This window comes from Paenibacillus taichungensis, assembly GCF_050994985.1.
GTDB classification, from domain to species: Bacteria; Bacillota; Bacilli; order Paenibacillales; family Paenibacillaceae; genus Paenibacillus; species Paenibacillus taichungensis.
Window position 1 is genome coordinate 5,426,231 of sequence record NZ_CP194720.1, and the last position, 26,326, is coordinate 5,452,556.

Sequence of the window (26,326 nt, forward strand, 5' to 3'; positions counted from 1 at the left end):
TAACGTACAGTCCATCTCACTTCTAACCTCCAAATACTCTTGTAATCTTTCCATCCTTCACTAGAATTAATTCTTCTAGTCTTTTTAAATCTCCATTCGGATTTGCTTTTCTTAAAATTGTTTCGATAATTTCAATAACTTTTTCATTTGGAAAGTTGTCTAAGTTCAAAACAATTCTTTCAGACTGTTTCTTCGTCTTTCCTGCTATTTCTTTAATTATACTTTGTACTTTTCCATCTGGTTTTGGTGCATAACAATCAAATACATTTCCTTCGATTAGAAAATCTGGATTTGAACCTTCTGCAATTCCATGACCATTTCCACCATCAATTTCATCTAACATCTTAATATCATATCCATTATCAGCCAATACATCGGCAGTTTCATTTTGTTTCTTTATTCCATGAGAATCTCCTTCTCCGTAATTCCCTTTAGGTTTGCTATCCTTTGGTAAAGAAGGTTCGGTAAGTTTAATCTTTGGAATTTCACCCGTCCCCTCAGTTTTCCCATCCCTTGCCTTAGTTCCATCTTTCGATGACGGAGCATCTTTAGGTTTAGATGCATCCTTCGGCTTAACCGGCGTAACGTTTGGAGACGTCTTAGACGATTCTTTAGAAACGGTTCCTTTCGATGGCGAACTACTCTCTCTCGAATCCACATGAGATGTGCTCGGCGATCCCTTCGAACTCCCAGAATCACTGCCTTTCCCATGATTCCCACCTGTATCCGAGAATCTATGACTGTCATTCTTCACAATCATAGGCACGGTCTGGCCGTTGCTCAGCCTCACCCGCTGAACTCGCCATGGAACACTGGCTGCTGCGCCTGCGGTCATTTTACCCATAGCCTGGTTGATTCGTTCTCCCAGTTCTGCGAGAGATGAAGGCATTAATGCTGCATTGGTCTTGAGCTTGCCATCCTTCATAGCACCACCTGGGGTTCCATCTGGCCCATCTCCATGACCATGCGGAACGCCGCCCTTGGCTCCATCTCCATCTGCATGGCCAGACTTCTTACCACCACCCTTGAGCACCTTGACGCCATTTTTGACCAAGGATGCCCCGCCAAATATGGCCCCCGCTGTATCCACGACTCGCATCGTAGCACCAACATCGTTTAACCCTGCGTCGTGGCTCTCCTGTTCCGTCAGGGTCAGCATGGTACGGTAGTCTTCGCCTTTCAGGTCCATGAACGGCTTGGCATACGCTTCTCCCGCACTGGATACATCCTGCCAGATCTCTTTCCCTGATTTCTGACCCGTGACCAAGTCTCCTGTATAATCAATGACGTTATTTACGCCCGTAATCGTTCCTTGTACCGTGGCATTCCGCTCCGTTAATGACCCTACTTCTTTTCCCTTTACCCAGCTGTATAATCCCTGGGCATTGTCACCCCCGACGATCCCTGTAAATGCAAGGTCAGCCACATCACCGACCATACTGAGCAGGCTTTTCCCCTCTTCGATCACACCGTCCAATTTGCCCTTTTCACGTGCTTCCCAGTTTCGTTTCAGCCGCGCTTCCTTCAGCGCGCTCTCTCCCATACTGGCCAGACTCTGGTCGAACGCAGACTGAATCATGTCAAAGGAACGATGGATCTCGGCTTCCAGGACTACATTCTCACTCTTTCCATTAACCTCTTCTACAAGTTCCACATGATCTGTCATCGTCTGAATATACAGACCTTCTGTACCCTCAAGACTGATGCTAGCTCCGCTGATGTTCAGGTCACCCCTGCATTGGATCTGCACGTGGGTTGTGCTGTTCAATGTAACCCCGTTACCCGCAGCCATCGAGATATACAAGGCGCCCTCTTGGGCGTTCATGACAAGTTCGCTGTCGCCAAGGGTGAACGATTTCCCCTGCGGGTTACCGAAAGACTTTACACCCGGGTCTTGCATCACTTTGCCGCTCTTCTCCACATGTCCCGCTTCCGTCGGTTCCTGACGAACCGACTGCATCACCATGGCTTCGTCTTCTTCTGCACTTGGGAAATACAGTTTCACCTTCGCGCCGGGTTCGGGCATCATGTACCATACTTGGCTGCCTTCCGCGGCATACGGGAACCAGCGTGCCTCCCCAGCCTGCTGACCCTCATCCATATCCAGATGAACCTTCACCTGGTTACGTTTCACATCAATGATTTTCCCTTCGATAGCAGCACCAGTGATCATCGTTTGAAGCTGTCTGGGCAGTGGATGCGATGCTGGCAATGCACATGTATATTTCCACTGTAGCAAGCTCCGTTCAAGCATCGCCTGGCGAGAGGTTATGTTGTAGATACGACCATCAGAGGATACTTCATCCCCCAATTGAAGCTCCTGCCCCAGGTCGAAGGTATACGTTGTATACTCCTCCTCGGTTACCGCATGTTTCCCTTGGGCTTCGGTATGTAAAAAACGCTCAATATTACGATTCTTCTCGAAAGGGATGTCTTTCAGCTCAAATGCCCCTCTGCCTTCTGGATAACCAATCCAGAACCTGGGCTTGTGTGCAGTCACATCCGGCACCAGATCTGCTCCCAGATGAGAAGCGAGCCGTTTCAGAAAGCTCCAATCGGTCTCCTGATACTGCATAATAAAAGCGCCCGTCTTTGTCTCATCAAAGGCAAAATCAATATAGTCTCCTTCAGGATAACCCTTCATAACACGATTAACAATGTCCAAATAACGTAGATTCTCGTTCTGATAGGATTTCGTTCTCTGTAAGGCATCCAGTTCATAGGTATGTGAGATGACTACAGCCATCACATATACGATCCCCCTGGTGGCTTCGACTTTGATCTCATGGAGTTGTCCCTTGAACAGGGGTAACTCCCTTCCGGATTCATCTATCTGGATGAATCCGACTCGATCGTGACTCCCAGCTTTCTGGATAATGGTTTCTTCCCATTCTTCATCTACCCATCCACTGAAGGATAACCGACCATGTGCCCCTGCTTGCTGGATCAATTCCAGCTTATCCAGGCGTATCTTGCCATACGGCCAATGGACATGGATATCCCCATAGGTTAGCGTTGATTTTTCCGAGGTCTGCACAGTGTTCCCCCTTTCTTATCCTTCTGCATCTTACAACTGGCCATCGACCTCAATCTTGATAATCCCGCCTTTTCGACATATCAGTTCTGATCGACTGAGCAGAGCGGCCTCACCTTCCACCAGCACGTCCTCCTTGCCCTGGCTCCATTTGTTGAAGAACGTATCCGGTTCACACAATGCTCCGTCCATTTTGCAAAACCCGCATCGTCCAACGTTAGCCAATGGAATCACGTCCGCAATGTTTAATACAGGCTGTTCCTTGATATAGATGCCGTGGGAAAGAGGCAGGTTCAGCACACCCGGATCTGATCCCTGACTACAGGAAATCTCGGCACCTCTGACCACATAGGTAAATTCACCACCGAAACCTCCTGACATCAACGCTTTGAACAGCATGGGTAGCAGCATTCTAGTCCCCCCTATGTTAATTAATGGATTGGTCCATTTCCGTTTTCACTCATCCGGGCACATATGAATATCGCCCTTGTTAGAAGTCGCCATAGATGAAGCTGTTCAACCGGAAAACGGACATTCCCTGTGACCGCTCTTCCTTTTACCGATGTAACGATCACAATATCGTAAGCCATCCCCAAGGTTGAGGGCTGAATGGATTCTCCATAGAAGACAATCAGGCTATCTCCTTGTGCCGTCTCCTCATGTAACCATTGCGCATCCTTTTTGAGCATTCGCATCTGATCTGTGATGATCCTGCCCATTCCCTCAATCTGGCTGACGTGCAATGGATGAGATGATCTAGATAGGCTTAAGCTGATACCCTTTTGCTCATCAATCCACATGACCTCATCTCGTCCATGGCTGTTTCTGCCCTCCTGTAGTTTGCCTCGGGGAACCTGGACCAGATGATCCGGTAAAGGAAGGGTTATTATCCCCTCCCAGATTTGGTAATTGTTCAACGTGATGATATCTGCTTCGGTCTCGATCAGACCCTGGCGCACTCCGTAAGTAACCTCTTCCTGCGTCATCAGCTCCCCACTTGCCGCTTCAGCTTCCTGAATGCGCTTTGCCAAACGCAAATCCCGATCCATTTTCAGCAGCATCTCATCACCATATCGGTTCATTCCAGATCCACCTTTCGTAAAACAAAGCCACTTAACCCTCTGCGAAGCATGCTCTCTGCTACATCAAAACGCACGATTACACCACTCCCTCTTACACCCTCCAATGTAAATATGCGTTGATCTTTAACCGCCTCACCCTGCAATACAAGCTGCTGTATTGAACCATTCGGATAAAACAGGCTATGGTCAGACGAAGCCAGCACAGCAGGGATATGACTCACCCAGTAGCTCAACTGCTCCCCGCTACCATGATCGATGAAGGTGACGGATTTGAATATCAGTGCTTCATCGACCATTTCCAACAGCCGCTTCATGCGATCACTAACAAAATATGAAGGCCTACTTATCCAATCGGTCGGCTCTTCATTCAGTCTGCGTTCAATCATCATGACAGATGAAATGGGCAACTCATCCAAACTGGCTTTTAGTAGAGGAGGCCTGAATGGATTCAATATCCGATGATCTTCGGTCAGTTCATAAAATCGTGGGACCATAGCTCCTCCTCTTCCTCATGGGATACAACCCAGCGTATCGATTCAATCTGCTCTTTATTCAAAACATGTGTATACCGTTCACGGTCATGAATCCATATCTGTGCCTGACTCAGCCTAGCCCCCTGAAAATCAGCATGGAATAACTGTGCTCCCCTGAGGTCGGCGCCTTCCAGATTGGCTCCGGCAAAACAGATTCCCTGAAGACCAAGAACACCTTCCTGGAATTCCATACTTGCTCCGTCACTGACATCAGACAGGTTGGCTCCACGCAGACTGCATTCCCGGAACACAGCATCCATAAGTAACGCCCCTCTGAGGTCAGCTCCACTCAGATCACTCTGTTCCCATTTGGTCCCAATCATCACAACACCTCTTAAGTTACTCTTGTTCAGATCGGCATGACTGAAATCGGAATATCTGATATCAACGTGGTCGTATAAGCCCTCTGCCAAAGATAGTGACGTATAGTCTCCATAAGCACATTCCAGCCCTTCCGCTACTGATAATTTCTTGCGGATATTCTGCGTGTCCCTATACCCATAGTCCCTGATATACACGGGTTCACTCCAGTCCTTATATTCACCTACCCTGATCTGAAACTGATCTGCACGGTCGATGTGTTCCATCTCTTTCAAATTCACAACATGAGGAACGGCCAGACGTGCAAGCGCAATGACGTAGGCATTGAATCGACCCACGGAATGCAATATCATTCGTTCCACGTCAGAAGCATTAAGTACACCTCCATAACGTCTCATTTCGATATGAAGAAGCTCTTCTAACGAAGATAACGACTGGAATGCCCACGTCGCATCATATGTGTGCATACACTCTATCTCATCCCAATACCATTGATCAGAGTAAGCTTCCAATAAGTAGGTGTAACTCCTTTCCAATATAGATGTTCTCAACATGGAACAATGAAGGATTGAGATTGGTTCTTTCCCGAGTTCCTGTTGGGCCCATTCTGCTTTTACACAGAGTTGCCGCATAGACTCTAGGAACGATTGGATTAACGAGTTCTGATGTTGCATGATGTACACCCTAAGTGTTGAGAGATGTTCCTGAAGTGCGGGTTCCAATATTTCCTGCTGTAAATGTGCAATCGCTTCCGCTTTGTTCATTTCTCTTCCTTTCTACCACTCTTGGCTAATTCATCTTGATCTCTGCCCCGTGCATCTTCAACTCTTCTTCCAAAGTGATGGTATTGCCCTTTCCGGTTAACTCAACCTTCTCGCCTGCGATCCGAATCGTTTGTCCGGACATGACGACATCCTGACCCGCTGTAATGCTGACATTCTGATCGCTTACAATCTCGATGCCATTCTCGTCACTGACCGTGATATACATTCCACCCGCCGAGATCACAATTTTATCTGGAGCCAGCATGATCTCTTTCCCATACTTGGTTCGGAATGTCTTGATGTCTGGATTTCCCATTCGGTCTTCCGGCACCGGGGGCGGGGCTACTCTGCCGCCCGTGCTTGATGTCCCTCCACCTCCAGCCGTGCCTGAACTATTACGATTGCTCCCACTTGGACTTCCCCCAGACTGTCCAGAAGCACCACCCTTTCCAATCGCTGGTGATACGGTTGAAGCCTGCTTCGGTGCAGCCGGTACAATCTCAGGATCTTGCCTTTTTACAGAGCTTATGGCAATGCCGTCTTCCTCTTTTTTGCTTGGAAAATAAATACGGATGCTATCATTCACTTCAGGCATGCAATACCAGCCCGTATTGTTCTCGGAAGCATAAATCGTTGAATAGGGAAAGAAATAGGCTGTGCTCTCGTCCTGCTGCTCATCCATATCGAGCTTCGCACGAACTTTGTCCCCCTTGACTTGAAGAACCGAAGCCTGAATGGAAGCGCCAATAATGGAAGTATTGTAACTCTTCTTATAACGAAGCCCCTCCGCTGGAAATAAGGAATATGTATGATTTAGCAAACTATCGATGAATCGGGTCTTCGCCTCACCTACAATCCACTTTTTGGATTTAAACTCTACTTCATTCCCTACTTCGAACCATTGCCTGCTGTCCGCTTCGTATACGATATAATCCGGATCTTTGACACCCGGTACCTTGTTTTCCTTGGCAGATCGATAGTCGGCAATTCGTTTGGTTGCTGTGTAATGGGATGCTTGCAATTCACCCTTATACTGGCCTTCGGGTAAGCCAAAATAAAACTTGGGTTTTCCTGAAGATGTATCCGGAACAACTCCAGTGTAGAAATGCGAAGCCATCCTTTTGATAAATTGCCAATCTGTTTCCTCATACTGCATCACAAAATCTCCGATTTTACGGCCATCTGTAGCAAAATCAATGACATCTGAACCTTCATAGGGAGAAATAATCTTGCGCACCAAATTCTTGTAGGACAGATTGGGATTTTGGAAGGAACGCTTATGCAGCTTTACATCCAATAAGTAGGTATGGGATACAGCGTCAACCATTAGTGTATGTACATCATTAATGACGTTCACTTTCACATGCAGCACCACACCGGAGAAGAACACCTTCTCATGTCCTTCGTCATCGGTAATTTTCACTTTAATATCGGTTTGGGATGTTGTTGCTTGCACATAGCTGTCTTTTCGAGCTTCCGGTATCACTGCCGTCATTCTCATTCGTGCATGTCCGTTCATCGTTTTATTCACTTCAAGGGTTTGAAGACGAACGATTTCGTAAGGTGTTACCCGAACCTGACCATATGTTGTTGCGGATATATTCATGAATAAGCCTCCTTGTATCTCAAATGAATCAATGGTTCCCCTTTATAATTGTATTTATATAATTCGGAATTTTATGGAATATTTTGAATATGTAGAAAGTCTCAAATTGGATGTGTATATACGCACTTCTATTTTCAAATGAATCTATAGTCTTACGTGGTGTTTACCTATATTGAGTGTTACATTTTCTTTGTCCATCTGGAACATTCCTTAATCAAACCGGTTCAGTTCTGTCCACCTCTCTCATAACCTAGTTAAAAAGGACAAAGGAGGCTGGACCGAATGTCCCCCATGAAATCATCAAGCGGTCTGGATGAAAATATTGCCGGCATGCTCTGTTATCTGTTCACTTTTGTAGGTGGAATCATCTTTCTGGCTGTAGAAAAACGCAGCCGATTCGTTCTGTTTCATGCCCTTCAATCCGTTACGGTATTTGGCCTCATTATGGTCGGTCATGTGTTGTGTGCATTTCTCCCACTGTTTGGGCCATTGCTGGCATCACTGTTGTCCCTGCTTGGTGTGGTGGTCTGGCTTCTCATGGTGGTGACCAGTCTGCAAGGCAAATGGCTTAAGCTGCCGTGGGTCGGAGACTTTGCAGAGAAACAGATGCGGCATCTGTAGTATGTAACGTGTCTATCGGCTTCCTCCCAAAGTAATTCACCCCGTGAGTCTACATAATAATCCATCTTGTTTTCGGCAAAAAAAAAGAAAAAACACCGGAGACCTTGCTCTCTAACGAGCAAGGTCTCCGGTGTTTCATTTATTATGCCTTCAATAACGATTCACAGGATAGATGATTCATCCCCTGAATAGTTCAGGCCGTTTAACTTTTTTATTCACAACATTTATTATTCATTCCATAAGGAATTTAAAGTTAACATAATATACATGTTGAAGGCGTCGGGTAATAACAACGACGATTTAAGATCTTTACTTTTTACGCCGACTTGCCGTTATCTCCAAGGATCACATCCGCCTGACGTTCAGCCATTTTGGCAGCCGTTGCTTGAGTACCCAGACCATTAAAGAGCAAATTCATGAAAATTGCAGTAAAACTACCGGCAATGATTCCGTTACCGAGCATAATCTGTGCCCAGTCCGGCGCACCTGCAAACAATTGAGGCACAACCGTTACTCCCAGCCCCATGCCTACAGAGCAGGCGATGATGAACAGGTTCTCATGACGGTTCAGATCAACCTGGCTGCCCAGAATACGAATACCAGACGATACTACCATACCGAACAAAGCAACCATGGCCCCGCCAAGAACAGAACCTGGAACAAGCTGTGCCAATGCAGCAATCTTCGGTACAAAGCCGATGACCACAAGTAGTCCACCCGCTACAACGATAACATCACGCGTTTTGACACGAGTCATCTGTACAAGCCCTACGTTTTGTGAATAGGTCGTGTAAGGGAATGAGTTGAAGATACCACCCAGCACAATCGCCAAACCTTCTGCACGATAGCCACGGGCCAGATCTTTGGAAGACAGATCTTTATCCAAAATTTTGCCAAGAGCCATAAATACACCAGTGGATTCAGCTACGCTGACAATCGCCACCAGAATCATGGTCAGAATCGGTACAATCTCAAATGTCGGCGTACCAAAGTAGAACGGCTGCACGACATGGAACCAGCTTGCTTCACGAATTGGCGCAAAGTTCACTTCACCCATAAGCCCTGCTGCCACTGTGCCCACGAGAAGGCCGATCAGCACCGAGATGGAACGAACGAATCCTGTCGTGAACCGTGTCATCAGAATGATGAACACCAATACGCCGAATCCGAGCAGAAGATGAACCCCACTGCCAAAGTCCTCTGCACCCTGACCGCCGCCGAGATCGTTGAACGCAACCGGAATCAGGGTCAGACCAATAATGGTTACTACTGATCCAGTGACGACTGGCGGAAAGAGTCGTATCAATTTGCCAAAAATGCCCGAGAACAATACAACGAATATCCCTGAAGCAATGATCGCACCATAAATGGCAGACACACCGCTCTTCATCCCAATTAAAATCATCGGTGATACAGCCTGGAATGCACAGCCAAGCATGACGGGCAGCCCCACTCCGAAGAAACGATTGCCCCATACCTGAAGCAGTGTTGCCACACCACAGGCGAGCAGGTCAATCGCAATCAGATAGGTCAACTGCTCCGTTGTAAAACCAAGGGCCTTGCTTACAATAATTGGTACAACGACAGCTCCTGCATACATCGCCAGCACGTGCTGGAGACCTAGCGAGAACGTTTTGATCGGATGCCGATGCCGCTGAAAAATACGTTCGCGTGCCATATTAGATCGTGACCTCCTCGTCCGCAAACGTAACTTTCCCGTCTGACAACGCCCCAATGCGAACCAGTGATTCCACACGGTATCCTGCTTCTTTCAGCAAGCGGCCTCCTGGTTGGAACGCCTTTTCAATCACGATGCCAATACCAACCACTTCAGCACCTACTTGCTCCACAATGCGGGCCAGACCAAATGCTGCCTCGCCATTGGCCAGAAAATCATCAATGATCAGTACACGGTCACCAGGCTGCATGAACTTCTTCGCAACTGTAATTTCATTGGTCTCCTGCTTCGTAAAGGAGTACACTTTCTCAACCAGAATGTCTTCCGTAAGTGTAAGTGACTTCTGCTTCCGTGCAAAAATAAGCGGCACGTTGAGTTCCAGCGCAGTCATGATGCCTGGTGCGATCCCTGAGGATTCAATCGTCAGTACACGTGTAATGTTCTCCCCTTCAAAACGGCGGATGAACTCCTTACCGACTTCCTTCATCAGAACCGGGTCCATCTGGTGGTTCAGGAATGAATCCACTTTGAGTACCTGCTCGGACAGGACAATGCCTTCCTGTATTACCTTTTCTTTTAACAATTGCATCGTAATTCTTCCCCCTGTGTGCCTTCCCGTACAGAAGCCTGCATGACCTCGATCCCCGCTGTAAAAAAACAAAAAGCCCGCCTTTTTACACGCTGCGGAAGAACCGGAGACGGGAAAAGACGGACTTGTACATATGTGGACAAGCCGTATGGATACTGCAAGTATAATGAAGTGGAAGAGCATGATAACAGGATAACTAGAGCAAACCTCAAACTCCCTATTCAAGAAGGGATATGAAGCTACCTGAACATCCTTTTTCAGACACACTGCCCGAGAATCATCTCTCTCCATACCTTAACAACGTTGCAGGATCTTTCCCGTAGTCCGATCATTCCGGTGATCGGGTAGAAACATGCAGGCCTATTCCTGCACATATACGAGTCGGCATATTAAATTTTTAGAGCTCCATGATTCGTTACAATGTATGATCGCGAACCTGAATGTAAAAGTATGAGCGAACTGATAATGTTAGAAGTATACCGAATCGGCGGCGTGAAATAAAGAAGTATTTTCATGGAAGTTGCGGAAACTTGTCTTAATTTGCATTAAAGGGATGATTGCTGCGGTTTTTTTATGTACAATATGAGAACGGAAGCGCGTGTCCGAACGGAGAATCGATGGAAACGCCGCCTGTATTATGAATTTATTGGGTAAAGGAGATTTGCAGACATGAAAGACGTATTAAAGGAATTTAAAGAATTTGCTGTACGTGGCAACGTCATCGATTTGGCAGTCGGTGTCATTATCGGGGCTGCTTTTGGTAAAATTGTCACGTCCCTCGTGAATGACATTATCATGCCACCTGTAGGTAAACTGCTTGGAGGCATTGATTTCAGTCAAAAAATCATTAATCTGGATCGGGATATGCGTACTGCCAGCGGACAGGAGATCACAACACTCGCTCAAGCCAATGAGGCTGGCGCTACGGTGATTGCATATGGGCAGTTCATCAACGTGATGATTGATTTTCTCATCGTCGCTTTCTGTATTTTCATGCTGGTGAAGGGTATCAATTACATCAAAAGCAAAGAACACAAAAAGCCCGAGCCGCAAAAAACGACCAAGGCTTGCAAATACTGTCTGTCCGAAATTCCGGCTGCGGCTACTCGCTGTTCGCACTGTACTTCAGAGCTGGAAGCAGAAGGTAACGGCGCAACAGCTTAATCGATTCCATGCTTCAAGTTCATCAGAATTTAAAGTGTACCCAAACTCTATATAGAGGTCAGTAGAGGTACATTTTTATTAAAGCTTTATGTAAAAAAACTCCTGCTTGATCTGTCAGCAATACTTCTTCATCCGTGTTGTTACAATCCCGCACGGGGCGGGTGGAATCAAATCGGCTCCCACATGAAAGGTCTCACCGTAAAGGTGGGGCCTTTCTTTATCTCACAAGCAGGTATGTTGCTCTACTGTCATTATTATCTTACGCTCACTATGCTTACAAACTAGAATCGACGCGGCAACAAGTGCTCCAAAATCGACTTCAAATCCCGATCTTCCTTATAAACCTCTTCCCCGGTATCGAGCTCTGTTACCCGGATATAATCAAAATTCATCGACGCATCCACAGGTTTAAACAACAATTGACTCTCGTCTTCCAGACGTACGTTGAATCCCATATCCTTAAACATCGTTGTTAGCTGGCTATTCGCCGGTTCCTGACCCTGTCCAACAAATATAAGACCTCTAAGACTTTTACGTTCCTGAGGTTGCGGATAAATGACCTGAAAGTGTACAATGCATTCCATAAGATGGTTCCCCTTTCGTTTAAAACACACTTTGTGAAATTTTGAACTTTAAAACTTGCTATATAAGGAGATACGTATCATGACCCCAGAACGTTTCGACATTTACGACGATCAGCAAAATTGGATAGGTACAGAGCTGCGCAGCGTGGTCCATGCCGAGGGATTCTGGCACCGTTCATTCCACTGCTGGATCGTGCGGGACGAAGGTTCACAGCGGTTGGTTCTATTTCAGCGAAGACGGGATATCAAGGATACCTTCCCCGGATGTTACGACATTACCGCAGCAGGGCATCTCACAGCCGGAGAACAGCTGCATGAAGCCAGTCGTGAGCTTGAGGAAGAACTGGGCGTTCAAGCGCCTTTTGAAACGCTGACCTACCTGTTGACGGCAAGACAGCAACTTGAAGGGCAGGTTCGCGGTGTACCTTTTATCGATCGGGAATTCAGCTCTGTCTTTGGACTGTGCTTGAACCAGTCTCTCGAAGCCTATACCTTGCAGGCAAGCGAAGTCGACAGCCTATACGAAGTACCCTTGGATGACCTGATTGCCTTGTTCCGTGGCGAAACCCATGTAATTCAAGCCGCAGGAGTTCAAGCCGTGCAGTCAGCGTCCGATCAGGTGGATCAGGCATATAGTAACTCTGTTCCTCTTCCCGTTCAAGCACGTCATTTGCGTGAGATTAGAGCAGCCGAGTTCGTGCCACACGGTACGGAATATTATATCGATGTACTTGAAGCGTTAGTTCACTTGCCCAAAAACTAACCAATTTTGCCTATGATAAAGTTACGTTCATAGCTTCATTTTCTCAAAAATAGCATGAATTCATACCCTATTACATTAGCTCAACAGGGAACATTTGCTGTGATGAACATCACTGCTTCTGTTAACTAGCATGAAGAGGCGTCTGCCTCATGGCAACGCCTGCTTCCTTTAAGCATGTATTTTGGAGTTCATACTCACTCTGAAGGTACGGACCAATAACGTGCCGAGAGGTTTTGGTATCGAGGTCCGTATCGTGACTCCAGTTCCTCTCCCATGTCCTGCTCCAGTTCATACAACACCAATTCCTGAGCAAAATGATTCAGCAGCAGTCCGGTCATGACCGGATGTTCTGTTACCATCGCTTGAGTGGCGCAAGACTCCCCGCGCATCCCTAACATACACCAACGACGATCTACCACTAAAGAGAACTTTCGGCCATTACCTGCCCCGTATGAAGGCAAACCAGGCCAAGGAGCGGGCTGATCCATAATACCCTCTCCACCATCACATGACCATAACAGGCGCACGCCTCGGTCTTCGGCACGCTGCAAGTCGGCACGCAACAACTCCGCTTCCTCACGCCACACGTCCACCACAATCTCATGTTTGGCCTCAGCCAGTTCACGGCTTAGATTCTCAAATACATTTTTGTCGCCTTCAATGTTGTAAAAGACCGGCTTCTCCGGCTCATGCTGCGGCATACTGCTCTGCACATATTCAAGAGATGCACGCATCTGACCGGAGATCATGCTTGTCATTTCCTCAGGCTTCAAGACACTGTATTTCGCAGGCTCGCCTGCGCTGCAACGCAGGAATCCCCGCTGTTCCAACCGTTGCAGGGTGGCATATACATTGGAACGGGACACACCCAGCCTTTTCGCAACCTCATATCCCGAGGCCGAGCCTTGACGAGCGAGTTCCACCATTATTTTAGATTCCATCTCGGTAAACCCCAGATGACGCAAATGATGCAGCAGTTGGTCCATATTCCCGTCCCCCCATGCTGTAAGCAACCAGCGCTGCCACACAATGATTCGGCAGCGCGTCTACTGCATCAGATCTGTTCTGCTCCGCAGCGTGGGCACCATTTCGAACCTTTAGGCAGCTCTGCTGCACAAATCTGACAATTCACCATTTCGCGTGGCACTTCAGTCTGTACGTCCACCGTGTTCACGATCGGATTATTTTCTTTCCAGTACCGAATGCGCTCATCCAGCTCCTGCTGGCGCTCGCGCTCCCGTTGCATTTCTTCATCCCGACGGCGTTCCCACTCGGCATCGAATGCTTCCTTTTCCTCTTGGGTAAATTCCGTACTGTTATACTCGGATTCGGTCTCCAGGTCCGCAATGGACGGAATTACCGTGTGATACGGCTCAGCTTCCTCCAGTTCCTCTTCAACTGGTGCATCATAGATTGGTCGCTCCGGGCTTTGGGCCACGGCTGCTTCCTGTCTCGCAGGGTTTGTCGCCCCTACAGATGCTGCTGCGGGTTTGAATTCACCCAACTTGCGTCCGCATTTCGGACAGAAGTTGGCATCCAGTGAAGCGACGTGTCCACACTCGCATAAGCGCTCATTTTTGAGTTGTGCAATCTTGTTGCGCAGTCCATCGATCTCATCCTGCAATTCATCGCACAGCCCTGATAGATCCACCATCTCTTTTTCGGCACGCGTCATGTCCTGTGCGCGATAACCTTCATAGAAGATACGACCCATATCTGTAAAATGGACTTCCTGTTCCTGCTGCAAGCCCACAATCTGATTATTTATTTTTCCGATTTCAACGGCGTGCTGGGCACGCTCTGTTGCTTTGTTTGCTCCGTTCTTAATCCGCTGAAGCAGTTTCATGACATCTCCTCCTCTGTCCCGTCAGAAGTTGAACCTTTTGATTCAACACCCATTTGTTCCAAAACTCATTTTCATTTGATTTTTTTATAGTATATAACTTATACGATATCATGCCAAAAAGTTGCGAAATCTCGCGTGAATGCCCGTTTTCTGCCGATGCTGGATGAATTCGGGGGCTTTCGTCAGGACCATACGTTCGGGTATAATGAAGCTTTGGCCCTACTGATCCGCCTACTTGGGCGGTTATCCCTATCATACCAATTTACAATGCGATTGTGAAAAGGGCAAATGAATTACTTTTAAGCCGGGATAGTCCTATCCCTGAATGCATATAGAGGTGGATGAATGATGTTAAGTCCGAACTCAACGTTTTACCCCCGTCCGCTCGGGGTTACCCCGGCAGCATCCCTGCCCCAATCCCCTTCAGCTCCGCTGGAGACCAGTAGGCAGCTCGTTGCCAGCGATGAACGGGATGCTCCTTATTTCCGCTCTCTGGAAGAGGTGGGCATCCGTCTGAACGGACCCCAGATCTCAGCGGTACGCCACGGCAAAGGCCCCCTGTTGACTCTCGCAGGAGCTGGCTGCGGCAAAACAACTGTACTGGCTGCACGAGCCGGCTACCTGATGGAGGTTAGGGGTGCTCACGCGGGAAGCATACTGCTGGTGACGTTCACGAACAAAGCTGCCACTGAGATGAAAGACCGCATCGCATCGCTGCCTGGCATTCGTCCCGCAGCCGCACGAGCGGTGCAGGCCCGTACATTCCACTCGTTCGCGTTGACGCTGCTGCGTCATTACGGCGTGCAGGAGGAGATTTTTGGTGAGTCCCGTGCGCAGCATACCGTGCTCAAGATGCTCCTGCGTCAGAATGGCATGAGTGAGGCTTTTCAGCCTGAGAGTCTGTTGGCTATGTTGTCCGCTTGGAAAATGCAAGGCTCAGAGACGAGCGATCTTCCCGAAAAATCACAGGAGGAACGAGATGCCAAACGTGTTCTCCTTGGTTATGAAGCCTGGAAGCGGGATCGCAACAAAATGGATTTTGATGATATTTTGCTGCGAGCTGCCGCTCTGCTTCGTGATCCTGCTGTACTGGGTCCGCTTCAGCAGCGTTTTCAGTACATCATGGTCGATGAGTTCCAGGATACGAACAGTCTGCAATATGAAATTGTACAAAAACTGGCTGCCGCCCACCGCAACCTGATGGTTGTGGGAGACGATGACCAGACGATCTATACGTTTAATGGGGCACGGCAGGAATCCATTTTGGAATTCGATAAAGTTTACCCCGGTGCACGCATCGTGACGCTGGATATCAACTACCGCAGCGATGCGCGTATCCTGGGACTGGGCAGTGAATTGGTCGCCCGGAACAAACGAAGACGTGACAAGCGGCTGCGCGCAGCCGGACATCGTGGAGATGCGCCCCGGTTCGCAACCCCCTCCAATGCCGAGGAAGAAGCAGCTTGGGTTGTTAATCAGTTGTGTCAGCAAGTCGAGGAAGGTCTTCATACGTATCGGGATATTGCGATCCTGCATCGGACAGCCAGTAGCAGTCGGGCTATATTTGAGCAGCTTGTGTTGAAAGATGTGCCGTTTGTACAACATGGTGCTTCCCCGGTCTTCTATGACCAGTCATTGATTCGACCTTTAATGGATCATATGCGGTTGTCCCTGAATCCACGTGCTGTAGATGCTCTGCCGAGTGCGCTTGGGCCTCTCTATGTTTCCCGCGATGCCGGACTGGAGTGGATTCAACGCAGTGAAGAGCAGCAAGCGAAGAAATATCCGCTCATTCATCTGGCCAAATGGGACAAGCTAAAGCCTTTTCAACAGGAGCAGGTCAAGGAACGCATCAAGCTGATCAAATCACTGACGAAGCTGAAACCGGTGATCGCGATCCAGGAGATGCGCCGCCAGTTTTACGACAAATATATGGAAAGCGGTGATCCAAGCATCTTTACCCATTATAAGGAAACGATGCTGGAGACACTGGACGAATTCGAAGCTGCCGCCAAAAAATTCGAAACCGTTGAAGAGTTCATCCAATTTGCCGATGAACTCTCCCGCAGACACCGCGAGATGGAATCACTGCGCCGTTCACAGGACAGCGATGCAGTCCAACTAATGACGATTCACCGGGCCAAGGGACTTGAATTCCCATGTGTATACTGGATCGGCGCCAGCGAAGGAATTGTACCTCACAGCACGGCACTGCGGCAGGATATCCCCGAAGACCAGAAGGCTGCTCTTACGGTGCAGCAGACAGATGCCGAACTGGACATGGCTCTGGAAGAGGAGCGACGACTCGCCTATGTCGCAATCACACGAGCCAAACAGTACTTATACGTCACTTCTCCCGCCAGTCATCACGGTAAGCCAGCAGACGTCTCCCGCTTTTTACTGGAGGCCTTCGGCATGGAGGTACCAGATAAACGCAAAAAACGCGAGGATGGACCGACTGGTAATCACGCGTCATATGGAAGCGGTAGCAGCAACTGGAAGGGTAACGGGAACACGAATGGTAAAGCTAACGGCAATGAGAGTAGAAATGGAAATGCAGCATACGCCCGTTCAGGTTCACGGCCGCAGGGACGGGATGCAGTGAGTCCAGTTCAGCGTGGTGCAGATCAGCGCAGCGCAATCCGTCAAAGTGATCGGCGTGATTTTGAAGTACTCGATGAACGAGACGAGGATCGTCTCAGTGAACGGCGCGGCAGCGGGGTAATTCGCAATCACACGGCGTTCAGCACCACGGGTATAAGTCAGACCGCTTCGTCCTCCAGCAGCTCGGGGTTGCACTCTTCAGGTGCAGAACGTACAGAGACCGTAGCAATCTGGAAGTGCAGTTCTTCCACCTGCAAAGCATGGCTGCGCCAGAAACCGGATGGTGCTTCTGCCAAGTCATCCAAAAAGGCGACCTCTGGTCCTCCGCCCTGTCCGCTTTGTTCAGGCACCATGGAGGCCAGCACCCGGAAGGTTCCCGTAACTGGGCGGTTCGGAAGGTAACAAGCAAGTATACCAATGCACATTATATGACGTTCAGAGAAAGAGCTGTCCCGTAAGTCATGAGTGTAGGCAGGTTGGCAGCTCTTGTTTTTTGCCTAACAAAACTAGCACACGCTATTTGCTTCCATTTGCTTAGAGCTGAGGTGTAACGAATCACAGAGACCTTATTTCATCTATTTTGGCCAGTTCTAGGTCCTAAAGCCTTTTGATGCATAAATAAGGTCACTGGAGTTCGTTAAAATATGTAATCTTTGAGAATTAGCCTTTTAGTATGCGGTAGGTTCGTTAACGCTTGGAGCGAGAGGAGCATCCCTTTCGAGATAGCTCCTTTGCTCAAATTAGAAGAGGTGAGTTATGGAACTGGAAGCTGTGATTAAAGAGCGGATACAAGAAAGATTCGACATATTACAAGAACTGTATACGATATGGTTTACAAAAAATCCAGCTTGTATCGTCCCCAAAAAAAGATTCTATCCGGATGCACACATAGAGAGACAGAGAACGATCACATATTTATTGAACAAAGGATTTATTGTTGTAGATCCCGTAGAAAATGAACCGGAAATGGTTGCAGTGAGTATCACAGTTAATGGAATTGATTTTTTTGAGCAAGGTCGTTTAGATGGAAGAGGCAATGGATGGTCGGTTGTAACCGAGCACCTTGATGAGTAAGACGAAGATGAACGATTGCCATTCGTTTCAGGACGCTTCCTGCTGTTTATTAACAGTAGAAGCGTCTTTTTTCCATTTTAGAATGGAGGTTGGATTATGCAGGACGGCAAAAAGCATTACTATGTATCGGTAACCCATAATCTCATTGAACAGACCAAGAACGAATCAACACCCTTTGAAGTCATGGTGGACGATGAACAGCTAAATCGGCTAAAAGACCTGATGAAAGTGCTGGAGGATGAAGATGCCTATACATTGCAACGAGCTCCGGTACCCTACAAATCGGCGGATCATGACGAAGCAACAGAACAATTCTCAGATGGCATGACATTGCTGTACACGTTTCTTTACGATCATGGCACTTCGGATACCCGGCAGGCGATTGAGAGCATGAATGTACTTTCACGGCTGCAAGATACGGATTATGATGATCCGGGGTATGAGAACTCACCGCTGAATAAATGAACCCTTATCATAAAGACTTCCACTCCGATGAATCCAGGCCAATGACCTGTTTCAGGAGTAACGGGAGTCTTTATTTTTTTACAATTCGGTCCCATTAGTATCATTATTGATACTATAAACCAAAAATGATACTACTGTTTATTTTTAATATTATACTATATATTTTATGTATAACTTATTTCTGCGAGGAGGATAACTATAGCGATGGGAAGTCCAATCATGATGAAAGCGTTCGGATATTACGAACCTGGGCTAGAGACGGACATACCACCATTTCAGGAGGTAGAAGTTGAGAAACCCCAACCTACAGGAAAGGATTTACTCGTTGCGGTGAAGGCTGTATCTGTTAATCCGACGGATTGGAGATCTCATCTTTCCAAACATCCGGACGATTTATCCCTGACCGTGCCTGGTCGTGATGTAGCGGGAATAGTAGTGGACATCGGCTCCGATTGCAATTTGTTCAACGTTGGTGACGAAGTGTATTATGCGGGGAGCAATATGCGACCAGGCGGACACAGCGAGTTTCATTTAGTGGATGAACGAATTGTCGGCAGAAAGCCGAAAAATCTGGATTTCGCCCAGGCGGCAGCTTTACCTCTGACAAGCCTTACGGCAGGAGAAGCTTTTTATGAACGCTTGGGCATTTCCAGGAATGCATCGGATAACGAGGGTAAAAACATGCTTATTATCGGGGCAGCGGGAGGCGTCGGATCGATTGCTACTCAATTAGCCAAGCTCGCTGGACTTAAAGTTATAGCAACTGCCTCTCGTCCCGAATCAGTCTCTTGGGTAAAATCAAACGGAGCAGACCATGTGATCAACCATCGTCAACCATTTGGACCACAACTTAAAGGTCTCGGACTCGCTGGTGTACATTATATTTTCGTGCTAAATCATATAGATGAGCATATGGATGAGATGGCAGAAGTTATTTTGCCTCAGGGGAAAATTTGCTCCATTTTGCCCTTCGAAAAACCACCCGAACTTCAAAAGTTATTCTCAAAAAGCGTAACGCTCGTTTGGGAAATGATGTTCACCCGTCCAATGTTCCAGACAGATGATATGATTGAACAACATCTTCTACTTAATGAAATCGCAGATCTAGTGGATGCGGGCAAGATTCATACAACGATGGCAGAGCGGATTGAACCAATTAATGCGGCTAATCTGCTGGAAGCTTACCGAAAGAGCAAATCAGGCACTGCAATTGGCAAAATCGTGTTAGAAGGGTTTGAAAAGTAAATGTACATCCGTTTCGTCTGATCATGATCAATAAATTAACCAAAGGGTGTTGTCCCCTGCGCAGCGAGGAAGGTATATCCTTTCGATTCGGCTTATGCGGAGCCTGAAAGCTTATTTTGACAAATCAAAAACAACCGGGTATTCCAGAGAATCCTGCTTTGCAGCTTGCAAAAGTAAGCTTGGAGGTCGAGTGGCTTTGCCTTGCCCACAATCTGCTTAAAAATACCGCAATGACGGAAAAATGCAAAAGGACCGAAGCAGGATGAACCTCTGCTTCGGCTTTTTTGCAAGTACCCATGGTAACTATTATTCACCGATAGTTTCTAAGGACTTTTGAGACAGCCTCTTTCTTAATTCGCTGAATTATTTAATTGCTTGTGTCCATTCTACGAATTTATTAGGTTCTTGCCACGATCCAGAATAGGGCCCAGAAATGTCACCAGAGAAATTACCTTTTCCTGTTGCATTCCATGTTCCGCGATTTACGAATGGCGTTATCCAAAAAACATAAGAAACAATACCGCTACCAACTTTCGGTCCTGAATATTTAGTATTTATGCTTTGGGTAATTTCACTAGCCAACCCAGCTTCGATTGAGGTTTTTAAACTAGATGGAATCGTTACACTAGCAGAGACATTAGCACTCAACTTGTATGTGGTATTTATAGTTTCTTTCTTGAGACTGGCCAACGCTTGTTATCTGTTGAGCAGCTAAGGGAGTATCTCTTTGAGTTACTTGTTTAGTAATATCCCAAATAATGTGAGTATCATACCATGCACTTGGAGAGACAGTGTTTTGTGAAAAAGGAGAGATTTGATTTGTATCTTCAATAACATTTGAAATGATGATATCCCCTGTTCCATTAGCTTGCTGAGAAATAGCTTTCAATTCCTCATCGGTTATTTTTCCAACTACATTGGGTGAGATGGAAAAGTTCTTTCCATCAATAACCTTTTCAATATTACTAGAAACTGGAGCAACCGTATCCTCAATAGATTGGGCCATTGCTATGGACGATAAAGAACTACCCAAACATAATGAAGCTGCAACAACTGGTATAAAAATTTTTTTCCTAATAGACAACATATATTCCCTCTTTTCGTTTATAATTTGGTACATAATCCATAATAAAGGAAAAATATAATATATATTTGTAAAATAATTCAAATAAAGGAGGTATTTAAATGAATTTCCGAACTGCAGGCATATTACTTTTATCTTTAGGAGGATTTTTATATACTCTTGAACGTGTGGTTGCCTATTTCTCTACCTACATTACAAGTATTGGCAAAGAGGGTATCTCTGTTGATTTAACAGTGTTATACCCTGGATTTTTCAGTAATCTCTTCATTCCATTTTTTGTATTCTTAGGATTAATCTTTTGCGTTATTGGTTTTTCGAGTAAAAAAAATGACTAAACGCGCTATGTAATTCCAGTCCAGTTGCAGAGAAATGAATATTGTAAATTAGTCCAAGCTACTATTTTAAAAAATGTTCTGGTAGATCGATTTCTACCAGAACATTTTAAGTGTAACAACTATTTCACGAAAGACACGGATCTAAATTTTTCAGTCCAGACGAATCTCCTGACCCTTTTCGGCTGACTCGTAGATTCCGCTCAGCATCCGAGTCGAAGCCACACCATCCGCAATGGGACTGATGGGCTCTGTACCATTTATACAACAATCTACAAAGTGATCAATCTGATTTTGGAAGGCACCGTGAATATCGAGGCCTTTATAGTCTGTCTGAGGTTCAATGTTCAAGATCGTATTGTGTTTCTCAGTGACGATTAGTGTTTGCGGCTCCAGCTCAATTCCACCACGCTCACCGTACAATCTGACTGAAGATTCTTCCCCACGTGCATGCAGGGTAAAGCTCACATCTACCGCCAAAGAAGCCCCATTCTCGAAGCGGATCAGCGCATTCGCCATATCCTCCACATTGTTGACAGCAGAACTGTAATCTGCGGCTTTGTAAAAAGAAAGATGCTCGATATGGGCACGATTGCCCAGTTTACGATACGTATTTCCACTCACCGAAACAGGTTTCGGTTTGCCCATCAGATACCAGCATTGGTCGATAATATGTACGCCAAGATCAATGAGCGGGCCACCGCCAGAACGGTTTTTGTCCGCAAACCAGCCTCCGGGATTTCCCAAGCGACGCAGGATAGAAGCCTTGGCATAGTACAACTCACCAAACTCACCCGCATCAATGAAACTGCGCATCATCTGCATATTGTTGTCATAACGACGCACAAAGCCCACGACAAAAGTACATCCGCTTTTCTTCACAGCCTCTTCAATCCTCAGCGCATCTTCCACATTGGTTGCTACCGGTTTTTCCAGCAGCACATGTTTACCTGCCTCAAGGGCAGCGATAGCAAACTCGGCATGCGTATTATTCCACGTACAGATACTAACGGCATCCACATGCGGATCCTTCAGCATCTCGCGATAATCGGTGTACACGGATTGTGCATCATACTTCTCTGCAGCCGCGGCTGCACGCTGTTCGTTCAAGTCACAGATGGCGTAAATAACGGCATTCTCGTTCTTGGCATAACACCTCATATGAAGATCCGAAATGGAGCCTGTGCCAATCATGCCGATATGCAGCATTTTGCTTGTGGTCATCTTCTTCCTCCCTTCCTTTTCCAGAACATGAATATCGTCTAGTCTGCCCGGAGCATGCCTTTGTAAATCCCTGGTGTTGAATTTTCGATCTTCACGGCCCCCAGGGTCTGAGCATAGAAATCCACAGGTCCCGCCGATCCAATAATCGCGTAAGCGTAACCATCTGTCTTCATGGCATGCATACAGGCCAACAACAGCGCTGTGCCGACACCTTTGCCCCGTGCCTCCTGACCAACACCCGTTGGACCAAAGAAATTACGACACGTTGCTTCATAACAAGCGAAACCAATCATTTTCCCATGCTCAAGCGCTATATAACAAGTCACGGGTTGACGTGCAAAAGCTACATCACACTCATCCACCCAGGGCTGGCTAAAATGGGATCTCACCCAATCCAGCACAACCTGCTTCTCTGGTGCGATGGCTCTTCGGATAACAATGGAGGACTCCTCCAACTTTTTCAGTCCACTCTCTTGCTCTGGCAAATGGTAAAGCGCAACCAACATATCACTCATATGATTGCCCCCCTCCTCATATTTGGACGTACCACACCCCCATGTAATCCAGGGTTAATTCAAAGTCTGAATCACACGTTCTCCACTCATTGATCCTTAACCGCATCCTGCTTCTTATAACCGGCAATGTGGTCTGTTTTTCAAATAATAGACTAACATGCTTCTCACATTATTTACCTCAAAGTGCAACACTGGACGAAGTTGTCCCGTCTATAAGTTTGGAACGTGGCCTTAATAGGAGTTTACCGCGTCATAACCAAGATGAGAAGGGATGAAATCAACGATGAACAACAACATGAAAAAAGTTAGCGCCCTGATGGTCCTGTCCTTGGCCCTGGGCGGGGGAGCCGCATACGCAGCAAACCTGGACAGCATTCAGCCCGTCAATTCAACTTCCGTATCAGCCGATAGCAAAGGAACTGAAGCCGTAAAAGTATCTGTGAACGGTGCACCGATGACTGACGGTTATTGGAACAAGGATGGTCAAGAACCCATGATCGCACTGCGTGATCTCACAGAAGCTCTTGGCATTGAACTGAAATGGAACAAGGAAAACAAATCTGCTGAGCTGACAAAGGGTACCCTCTGGACAATCGTTACCACAGGCAAAGACCAGTATTCAGTTAATAAAATGCTGCTTAAGCTGGGAACAGCGCCTGAGATCACAAATGGCACACTGTTTGTACCCGCTTCTTTTGCAGATAAAGTACTGCACGCACAAGTGAATACAACAGGTAACCAAGTAACCATCTCCAGTGAAGAGGAAGTGAAAACCGTTACTGAGCGTGGGGTCATTACGGGAATTAACAGCGAAGGCAAGTATCAATCCATCCATATCGGCGGTGCAGGTACAGATGGTATCGTACTTAATGTTGGTGAGGATACCGCTTTCAAATCCGCGGATGGCAAGGATATCAAGCTTACTGATCTGACCATTGGCATGAACGTGGAAGCTGAGCATTCTGAGATTGCAACCCTCAGTTTACCGCCGCAAACACCGACTTACAAAGTCACTGTACTGGATACTGCTGCTTCGGAATCCGAAGCACAACCTAAAGAAGTTTTGGGTACAGCAGGCACGATTGAAAATGTAAAAACAATAGAAAATAATGGTACTCAGATCGAGATCTCCGGCTCCCGTCTGACAGAGACAGCACCTGACCATGTTATCCTTAACATTAGCAAAGATACAGAACTGGTGAATCATCAAGGGGAAACGATCAAACCAGAGGAACTAACCAAAGGTGCCAAAGTGATTGGTTTCTATAGCCCGGTCCTGACTCGCAGCTTGCCTCCAATCGGAACGGCTTGGAAAGTAGTAATTGAAACACCGGCCGATCAACCTGAAGCAAAATAAACTGCCAGAAAATAAGGCTAGCCTTATTTATGCGTAGAGGTCAGTAGAGCTAGATCTCACTATATTAATGCAGAAATAACCTTATCCCACGCTTCCTCCTTCATGGAGGTTGGGGTAAGGTTATTTCTCGATACTGCATTTTGTCTATATGTATATAACAGCTCTATTCCGTTATTTCGGCATCAACCTCAGCTTGTGCTTCAACAATCGCTTCTGCCTCAATCTCCACCATTAGCAAAGGATCAATGAGTGCACTAACCTCCACCATCGTGGCGACAGGCTGGATCTGGCCAAAAAATTGGCCGTAGTACCCGCAACCTCAATTCGGTTGCCAACACGAATGGCACGGCAATATCCTACAAGCGGCTCCCATGGAGAACCGGTAAACACCTGCTGTCTGTTCATTCTGCTTTCCCTCGCTTTACATGTGATTTGAACTCCTGATTAAACATGAATTATATCAGTCTGCCGACCTGCTGAACAAGCAAATCAAATAGGATATAACTGAATTTAGCTCAAACCAATAAAACCCCTGAGTGATCTCCCATGCCTTGGACAAGGGGAATCATTCAGAGGTTTTTTGAGATTGAGATCCTAGTCCTCAATCAAAAGAGGAAGCACCAGGCTTACAGCTTGATATTAGCCTCATCAAAGTATTCTTCAAGTGTCAGTCCACTTTTCACAACATCAGGAGCCAGATCAGTGCCGACATAACGAATATGCCATGGCTCGTACACATAACCGGTTATCGCTTCCTCACCTTGTGGATAACGGATGATGAACCCATATTCTGCTGCATGCTCAGCCAACCACTGGCCTTCTTTCGATGTGCCAAATACCTCTTCTATGGCATTGCCTACACTTGGACTGGAAACGTCAATCGCTAGTCCGGTCTGATGTTCACTGTGGCCTGGCACAGAGCTTACACGATCCGTGTATTCTTTACCTTTGGTTTTGACATTGTTGTTATAGATCGAAACCTGACGCTGATAAGAACGATATCCAGATACCGCACGAAGCTCAATGTCGTCCGCTTTGGCACCGGCAAACAGCTTCTCCAACGCCTCGGCAGCTTCCTTGCGCATATGGCGCTTTTCATGCGGCCCGTCGAAGGAAAACGGTACGTTAGGCTCCACCAGATCATCCGGCTCGTATCCTTCTGGCAAGCTGCGCTGTTTGTTAACGATCACGGTCATCGCTTCTGAATTGGTCACTACCGCTTGTGCATCAATCGTCGTTTGCAGCGCGCTAATGCTGCGTTTCTCCATCAGGGGATCCTCTGCTGTGGCTCCATTGCCTGCGTCAGAAGAACCCTCTCCCCCAGATGAAGCATTGCCAGAACCACTGTCCGTACCTTCATTGTTATTGTCCGAAGATGAGCTGTCATCCCCACCTGTGTTGTTGCCATCCTTGCCAGTATCCTCAGTCAAATGAACCGTGGTACCGTCCGACTCTTGTTGTGCGCTTCCTGCTGCGTTCAGATTCTGGTTCTCCTCTGAGCCCGAACCGTCCTGGCAAGCGGATAACAAAGCTCCGCATATCATAAGTGAGGACAGCATAACCGCAACTTGGCGCTGTCGTCCTGTACGTAATTTCATGTAAAAACTCCTATCGCATAGTAATAATGATTGCAGTATTCGTGCATCAGGGCTTGTCTTCCCCTGCGACAGTATACCTTAAATTGCAACGAAGCTCCACCGGTAAAGACCTCCTTGAGAGGAGGTCACTCTAAAGATATGCCGGGTGTACAGCTTGTACGGTCGTTTTTTGGACTTTTAGAGCCCTATTCCAGGTTCAACGCCTTAGAAGCGAATTAGAAATGTATATATCCATGTTGGATA

25 protein-coding genes, 1 pseudogene and 1 riboswitch are annotated in these 26,326 nt (G+C 46.9%); of the genes and pseudogenes, 9 read left to right on the plus strand and 17 right to left on the minus strand.

Going from position 1 to position 26,326, the window contains the following annotated elements; genetic code table 11:
- Positions 1-22: 22 nt before the first annotated feature.
- The 6 genes from ACR1R9_RS24400 to ACR1R9_RS24425 all read right to left on the minus strand — a co-directional run bounded on the left by ACR1R9_RS24400 (position 23) and on the right by ACR1R9_RS24425 (position 7,340).
- Positions 23-3,037, minus strand: a complete 3,015-nt coding sequence (locus ACR1R9_RS24400; RefSeq protein ID WP_433922464.1) for a late control protein — start codon at positions 3,035-3,037, stop codon at positions 23-25.
- Positions 3,038-3,067: 30 nt separating this feature from the next.
- On the minus strand, positions 3,068-3,445 hold the full coding sequence (locus ACR1R9_RS24405; RefSeq protein WP_064642503.1) for a DUF4280 domain-containing protein: 378 nt from the start codon (positions 3,443-3,445) through the stop codon (positions 3,068-3,070).
- Between the two features lie 20 nt (positions 3,446-3,465).
- Positions 3,466-4,116, minus strand: coding sequence for a hypothetical protein (locus ACR1R9_RS24410; protein ID WP_433922463.1), 651 nt, complete (start codon positions 4,114-4,116; stop codon positions 3,466-3,468).
- Entirely contained in the window at positions 4,113-4,610 is a 498-nt protein-coding gene (locus ACR1R9_RS24415; RefSeq protein WP_433922462.1) for an imm11 family protein, read from the minus strand. Before ACR1R9_RS24415 ends, ACR1R9_RS24410 begins: the two co-directional genes overlap by 4 nt.
- On the minus strand, positions 4,586-5,437 hold the full coding sequence (locus ACR1R9_RS24420) for a pentapeptide repeat-containing protein (protein WP_433922461.1): 852 nt from the start codon (positions 5,435-5,437) through the stop codon (positions 4,586-4,588). The genes ACR1R9_RS24415 and ACR1R9_RS24420 overlap by 25 nt, the downstream gene beginning before the upstream one ends.
- Before the next feature lie 322 nt (positions 5,438-5,759).
- Entirely contained in the window at positions 5,760-7,340 is a 1,581-nt protein-coding gene (locus tag ACR1R9_RS24425; protein ID WP_326064173.1) for a hypothetical protein, read from the minus strand.
- Between the two features lie 282 nt (positions 7,341-7,622).
- Between ACR1R9_RS24425 and ACR1R9_RS24430 the strand changes: the two genes are divergently transcribed.
- Positions 7,623-7,961, plus strand: coding sequence for a DUF4870 domain-containing protein (locus ACR1R9_RS24430; protein ID WP_099858792.1), 339 nt, complete (start codon positions 7,623-7,625; stop codon positions 7,959-7,961).
- A gap of 316 nt (positions 7,962-8,277) precedes the next feature.
- Here the strand turns inward: ACR1R9_RS24430 and ACR1R9_RS24435 are convergent, their stop codons facing one another.
- Entirely contained in the window at positions 8,278-9,639 is a 1,362-nt protein-coding gene (locus ACR1R9_RS24435) for a nucleobase:cation symporter-2 family protein (RefSeq protein ID WP_090810282.1), read from the minus strand.
- A 1-nt stretch (position 9,640) separates the two neighbouring features.
- Positions 9,641-10,228, minus strand: a complete 588-nt coding sequence (locus ACR1R9_RS24440) for a xanthine phosphoribosyltransferase (RefSeq protein ID WP_433922459.1) — start codon at positions 10,226-10,228, stop codon at positions 9,641-9,643.
- A 300-nt stretch (positions 10,229-10,528) separates the two neighbouring features.
- Positions 10,529-10,628: riboswitch (purine riboswitch) on the minus strand.
- 269 nt (positions 10,629-10,897) lie between these two features.
- Here ACR1R9_RS24440 and mscL point away from each other — a divergent pair.
- Entirely contained in the window at positions 10,898-11,392 is a 495-nt protein-coding gene (mscL, locus tag ACR1R9_RS24445) for a large conductance mechanosensitive channel protein MscL (protein WP_433922458.1), read from the plus strand.
- A gap of 281 nt (positions 11,393-11,673) precedes the next feature.
- On the opposite strand, the gene ACR1R9_RS24450 is transcribed toward mscL, so the two are convergent.
- Complete coding sequence (locus tag ACR1R9_RS24450) at positions 11,674-11,976, minus strand: hypothetical protein (RefSeq protein WP_076290555.1); 303 nt, start codon at positions 11,974-11,976, stop codon at positions 11,674-11,676.
- 79 nt (positions 11,977-12,055) lie between these two features.
- On the opposite strand from ACR1R9_RS24450, the gene ACR1R9_RS24455 reads away from it, so the two are divergent.
- Entirely contained in the window at positions 12,056-12,739 is a 684-nt protein-coding gene (locus ACR1R9_RS24455; protein WP_433922457.1) for an NUDIX hydrolase, read from the plus strand.
- A 194-nt stretch (positions 12,740-12,933) separates the two neighbouring features.
- On the opposite strand, the gene ACR1R9_RS24460 is transcribed toward ACR1R9_RS24455, so the two are convergent.
- Positions 12,934-13,725: a TrmB family transcriptional regulator gene (locus ACR1R9_RS24460; protein WP_076290557.1), complete on the minus strand. Its 792-nt coding sequence runs from the start codon at positions 13,723-13,725 to the stop codon at positions 12,934-12,936.
- Between the two features lie 68 nt (positions 13,726-13,793).
- Positions 13,794-14,585 carry a zinc ribbon domain-containing protein gene (locus ACR1R9_RS24465; protein ID WP_076290558.1) on the minus strand — a complete coding sequence of 264 codons (792 nt, stop codon included), beginning with the start codon at positions 14,583-14,585 and terminating at the stop codon, positions 13,794-13,796.
- Positions 14,586-14,933: 348 nt separating this feature from the next.
- Between ACR1R9_RS24465 and ACR1R9_RS24470 the strand changes: the two genes are divergently transcribed.
- From ACR1R9_RS24470 to ACR1R9_RS24485, 4 genes are all read left to right on the plus strand, one after another.
- Positions 14,934-17,591, plus strand: a complete 2,658-nt coding sequence (locus ACR1R9_RS24470; protein ID WP_433923657.1) for a UvrD-helicase domain-containing protein — start codon at positions 14,934-14,936, stop codon at positions 17,589-17,591.
- Positions 17,592-17,945: 354 nt separating this feature from the next.
- The gene (locus tag ACR1R9_RS24475) at positions 17,946-18,263 is read left to right on the plus strand and encodes a hypothetical protein (protein ID WP_433922456.1); all 318 of its coding nucleotides are present in this window, start codon (positions 17,946-17,948) and stop codon (positions 18,261-18,263) included.
- 96 nt (positions 18,264-18,359) lie between these two features.
- Complete coding sequence (locus ACR1R9_RS24480) at positions 18,360-18,728, plus strand: hypothetical protein (protein ID WP_053779723.1); 369 nt, start codon at positions 18,360-18,362, stop codon at positions 18,726-18,728.
- 204 nt (positions 18,729-18,932) lie between these two features.
- Complete coding sequence (locus tag ACR1R9_RS24485) at positions 18,933-19,973, plus strand: zinc-binding alcohol dehydrogenase family protein (RefSeq protein WP_433922455.1); 1,041 nt, start codon at positions 18,933-18,935, stop codon at positions 19,971-19,973.
- A 363-nt stretch (positions 19,974-20,336) separates the two neighbouring features.
- Here the strand turns inward: ACR1R9_RS24485 and ACR1R9_RS24490 are convergent, their stop codons facing one another.
- Complete coding sequence (locus ACR1R9_RS24490) at positions 20,337-20,621, minus strand: hypothetical protein (protein WP_310854412.1); 285 nt, start codon at positions 20,619-20,621, stop codon at positions 20,337-20,339.
- On the minus strand, positions 20,611-21,060 hold the full coding sequence (locus tag ACR1R9_RS24495; protein WP_433922454.1) for a hypothetical protein: 450 nt from the start codon (positions 21,058-21,060) through the stop codon (positions 20,611-20,613). The genes ACR1R9_RS24490 and ACR1R9_RS24495 overlap by 11 nt, the downstream gene beginning before the upstream one ends.
- Before the next feature lie 98 nt (positions 21,061-21,158).
- On the opposite strand from ACR1R9_RS24495, the gene ACR1R9_RS24500 reads away from it, so the two are divergent.
- A complete protein-coding gene (locus ACR1R9_RS24500; RefSeq protein WP_064642526.1) occupies positions 21,159-21,392 on the plus strand; it encodes a hypothetical protein in 234 nt (77 codons plus the stop codon).
- Positions 21,393-21,542: 150 nt separating this feature from the next.
- On the opposite strand, the gene ACR1R9_RS24505 is transcribed toward ACR1R9_RS24500, so the two are convergent.
- Together ACR1R9_RS24505 and ACR1R9_RS24510 are read right to left on the minus strand one after the other, a co-directional pair.
- On the minus strand, positions 21,543-22,613 hold the full coding sequence (locus ACR1R9_RS24505) for a Gfo/Idh/MocA family protein (RefSeq protein WP_076290562.1): 1,071 nt from the start codon (positions 22,611-22,613) through the stop codon (positions 21,543-21,545).
- A gap of 38 nt (positions 22,614-22,651) precedes the next feature.
- Positions 22,652-23,128 carry a GNAT family N-acetyltransferase gene (locus ACR1R9_RS24510; RefSeq protein ID WP_072734885.1) on the minus strand — a complete coding sequence of 159 codons (477 nt, stop codon included), beginning with the start codon at positions 23,126-23,128 and terminating at the stop codon, positions 22,652-22,654.
- A gap of 295 nt (positions 23,129-23,423) precedes the next feature.
- On the opposite strand from ACR1R9_RS24510, the gene ACR1R9_RS24515 reads away from it, so the two are divergent.
- Entirely contained in the window at positions 23,424-24,485 is a 1,062-nt protein-coding gene (locus ACR1R9_RS24515; RefSeq protein ID WP_433922453.1) for a copper amine oxidase N-terminal domain-containing protein, read from the plus strand.
- A 163-nt stretch (positions 24,486-24,648) separates the two neighbouring features.
- Here the strand turns inward: ACR1R9_RS24515 and ACR1R9_RS24520 are convergent.
- Both ACR1R9_RS24520 and ACR1R9_RS24525 read right to left on the minus strand, forming a co-directional pair.
- Positions 24,649-24,890: pseudogene (locus ACR1R9_RS24520) on the minus strand (hypothetical protein).
- A gap of 221 nt (positions 24,891-25,111) precedes the next feature.
- Positions 25,112-26,083 carry a M15 family metallopeptidase gene (locus ACR1R9_RS24525; RefSeq protein WP_433922452.1) on the minus strand — a complete coding sequence of 324 codons (972 nt, stop codon included), beginning with the start codon at positions 26,081-26,083 and terminating at the stop codon, positions 25,112-25,114.
- Positions 26,084-26,326: the final 243 nt, after the last annotated feature.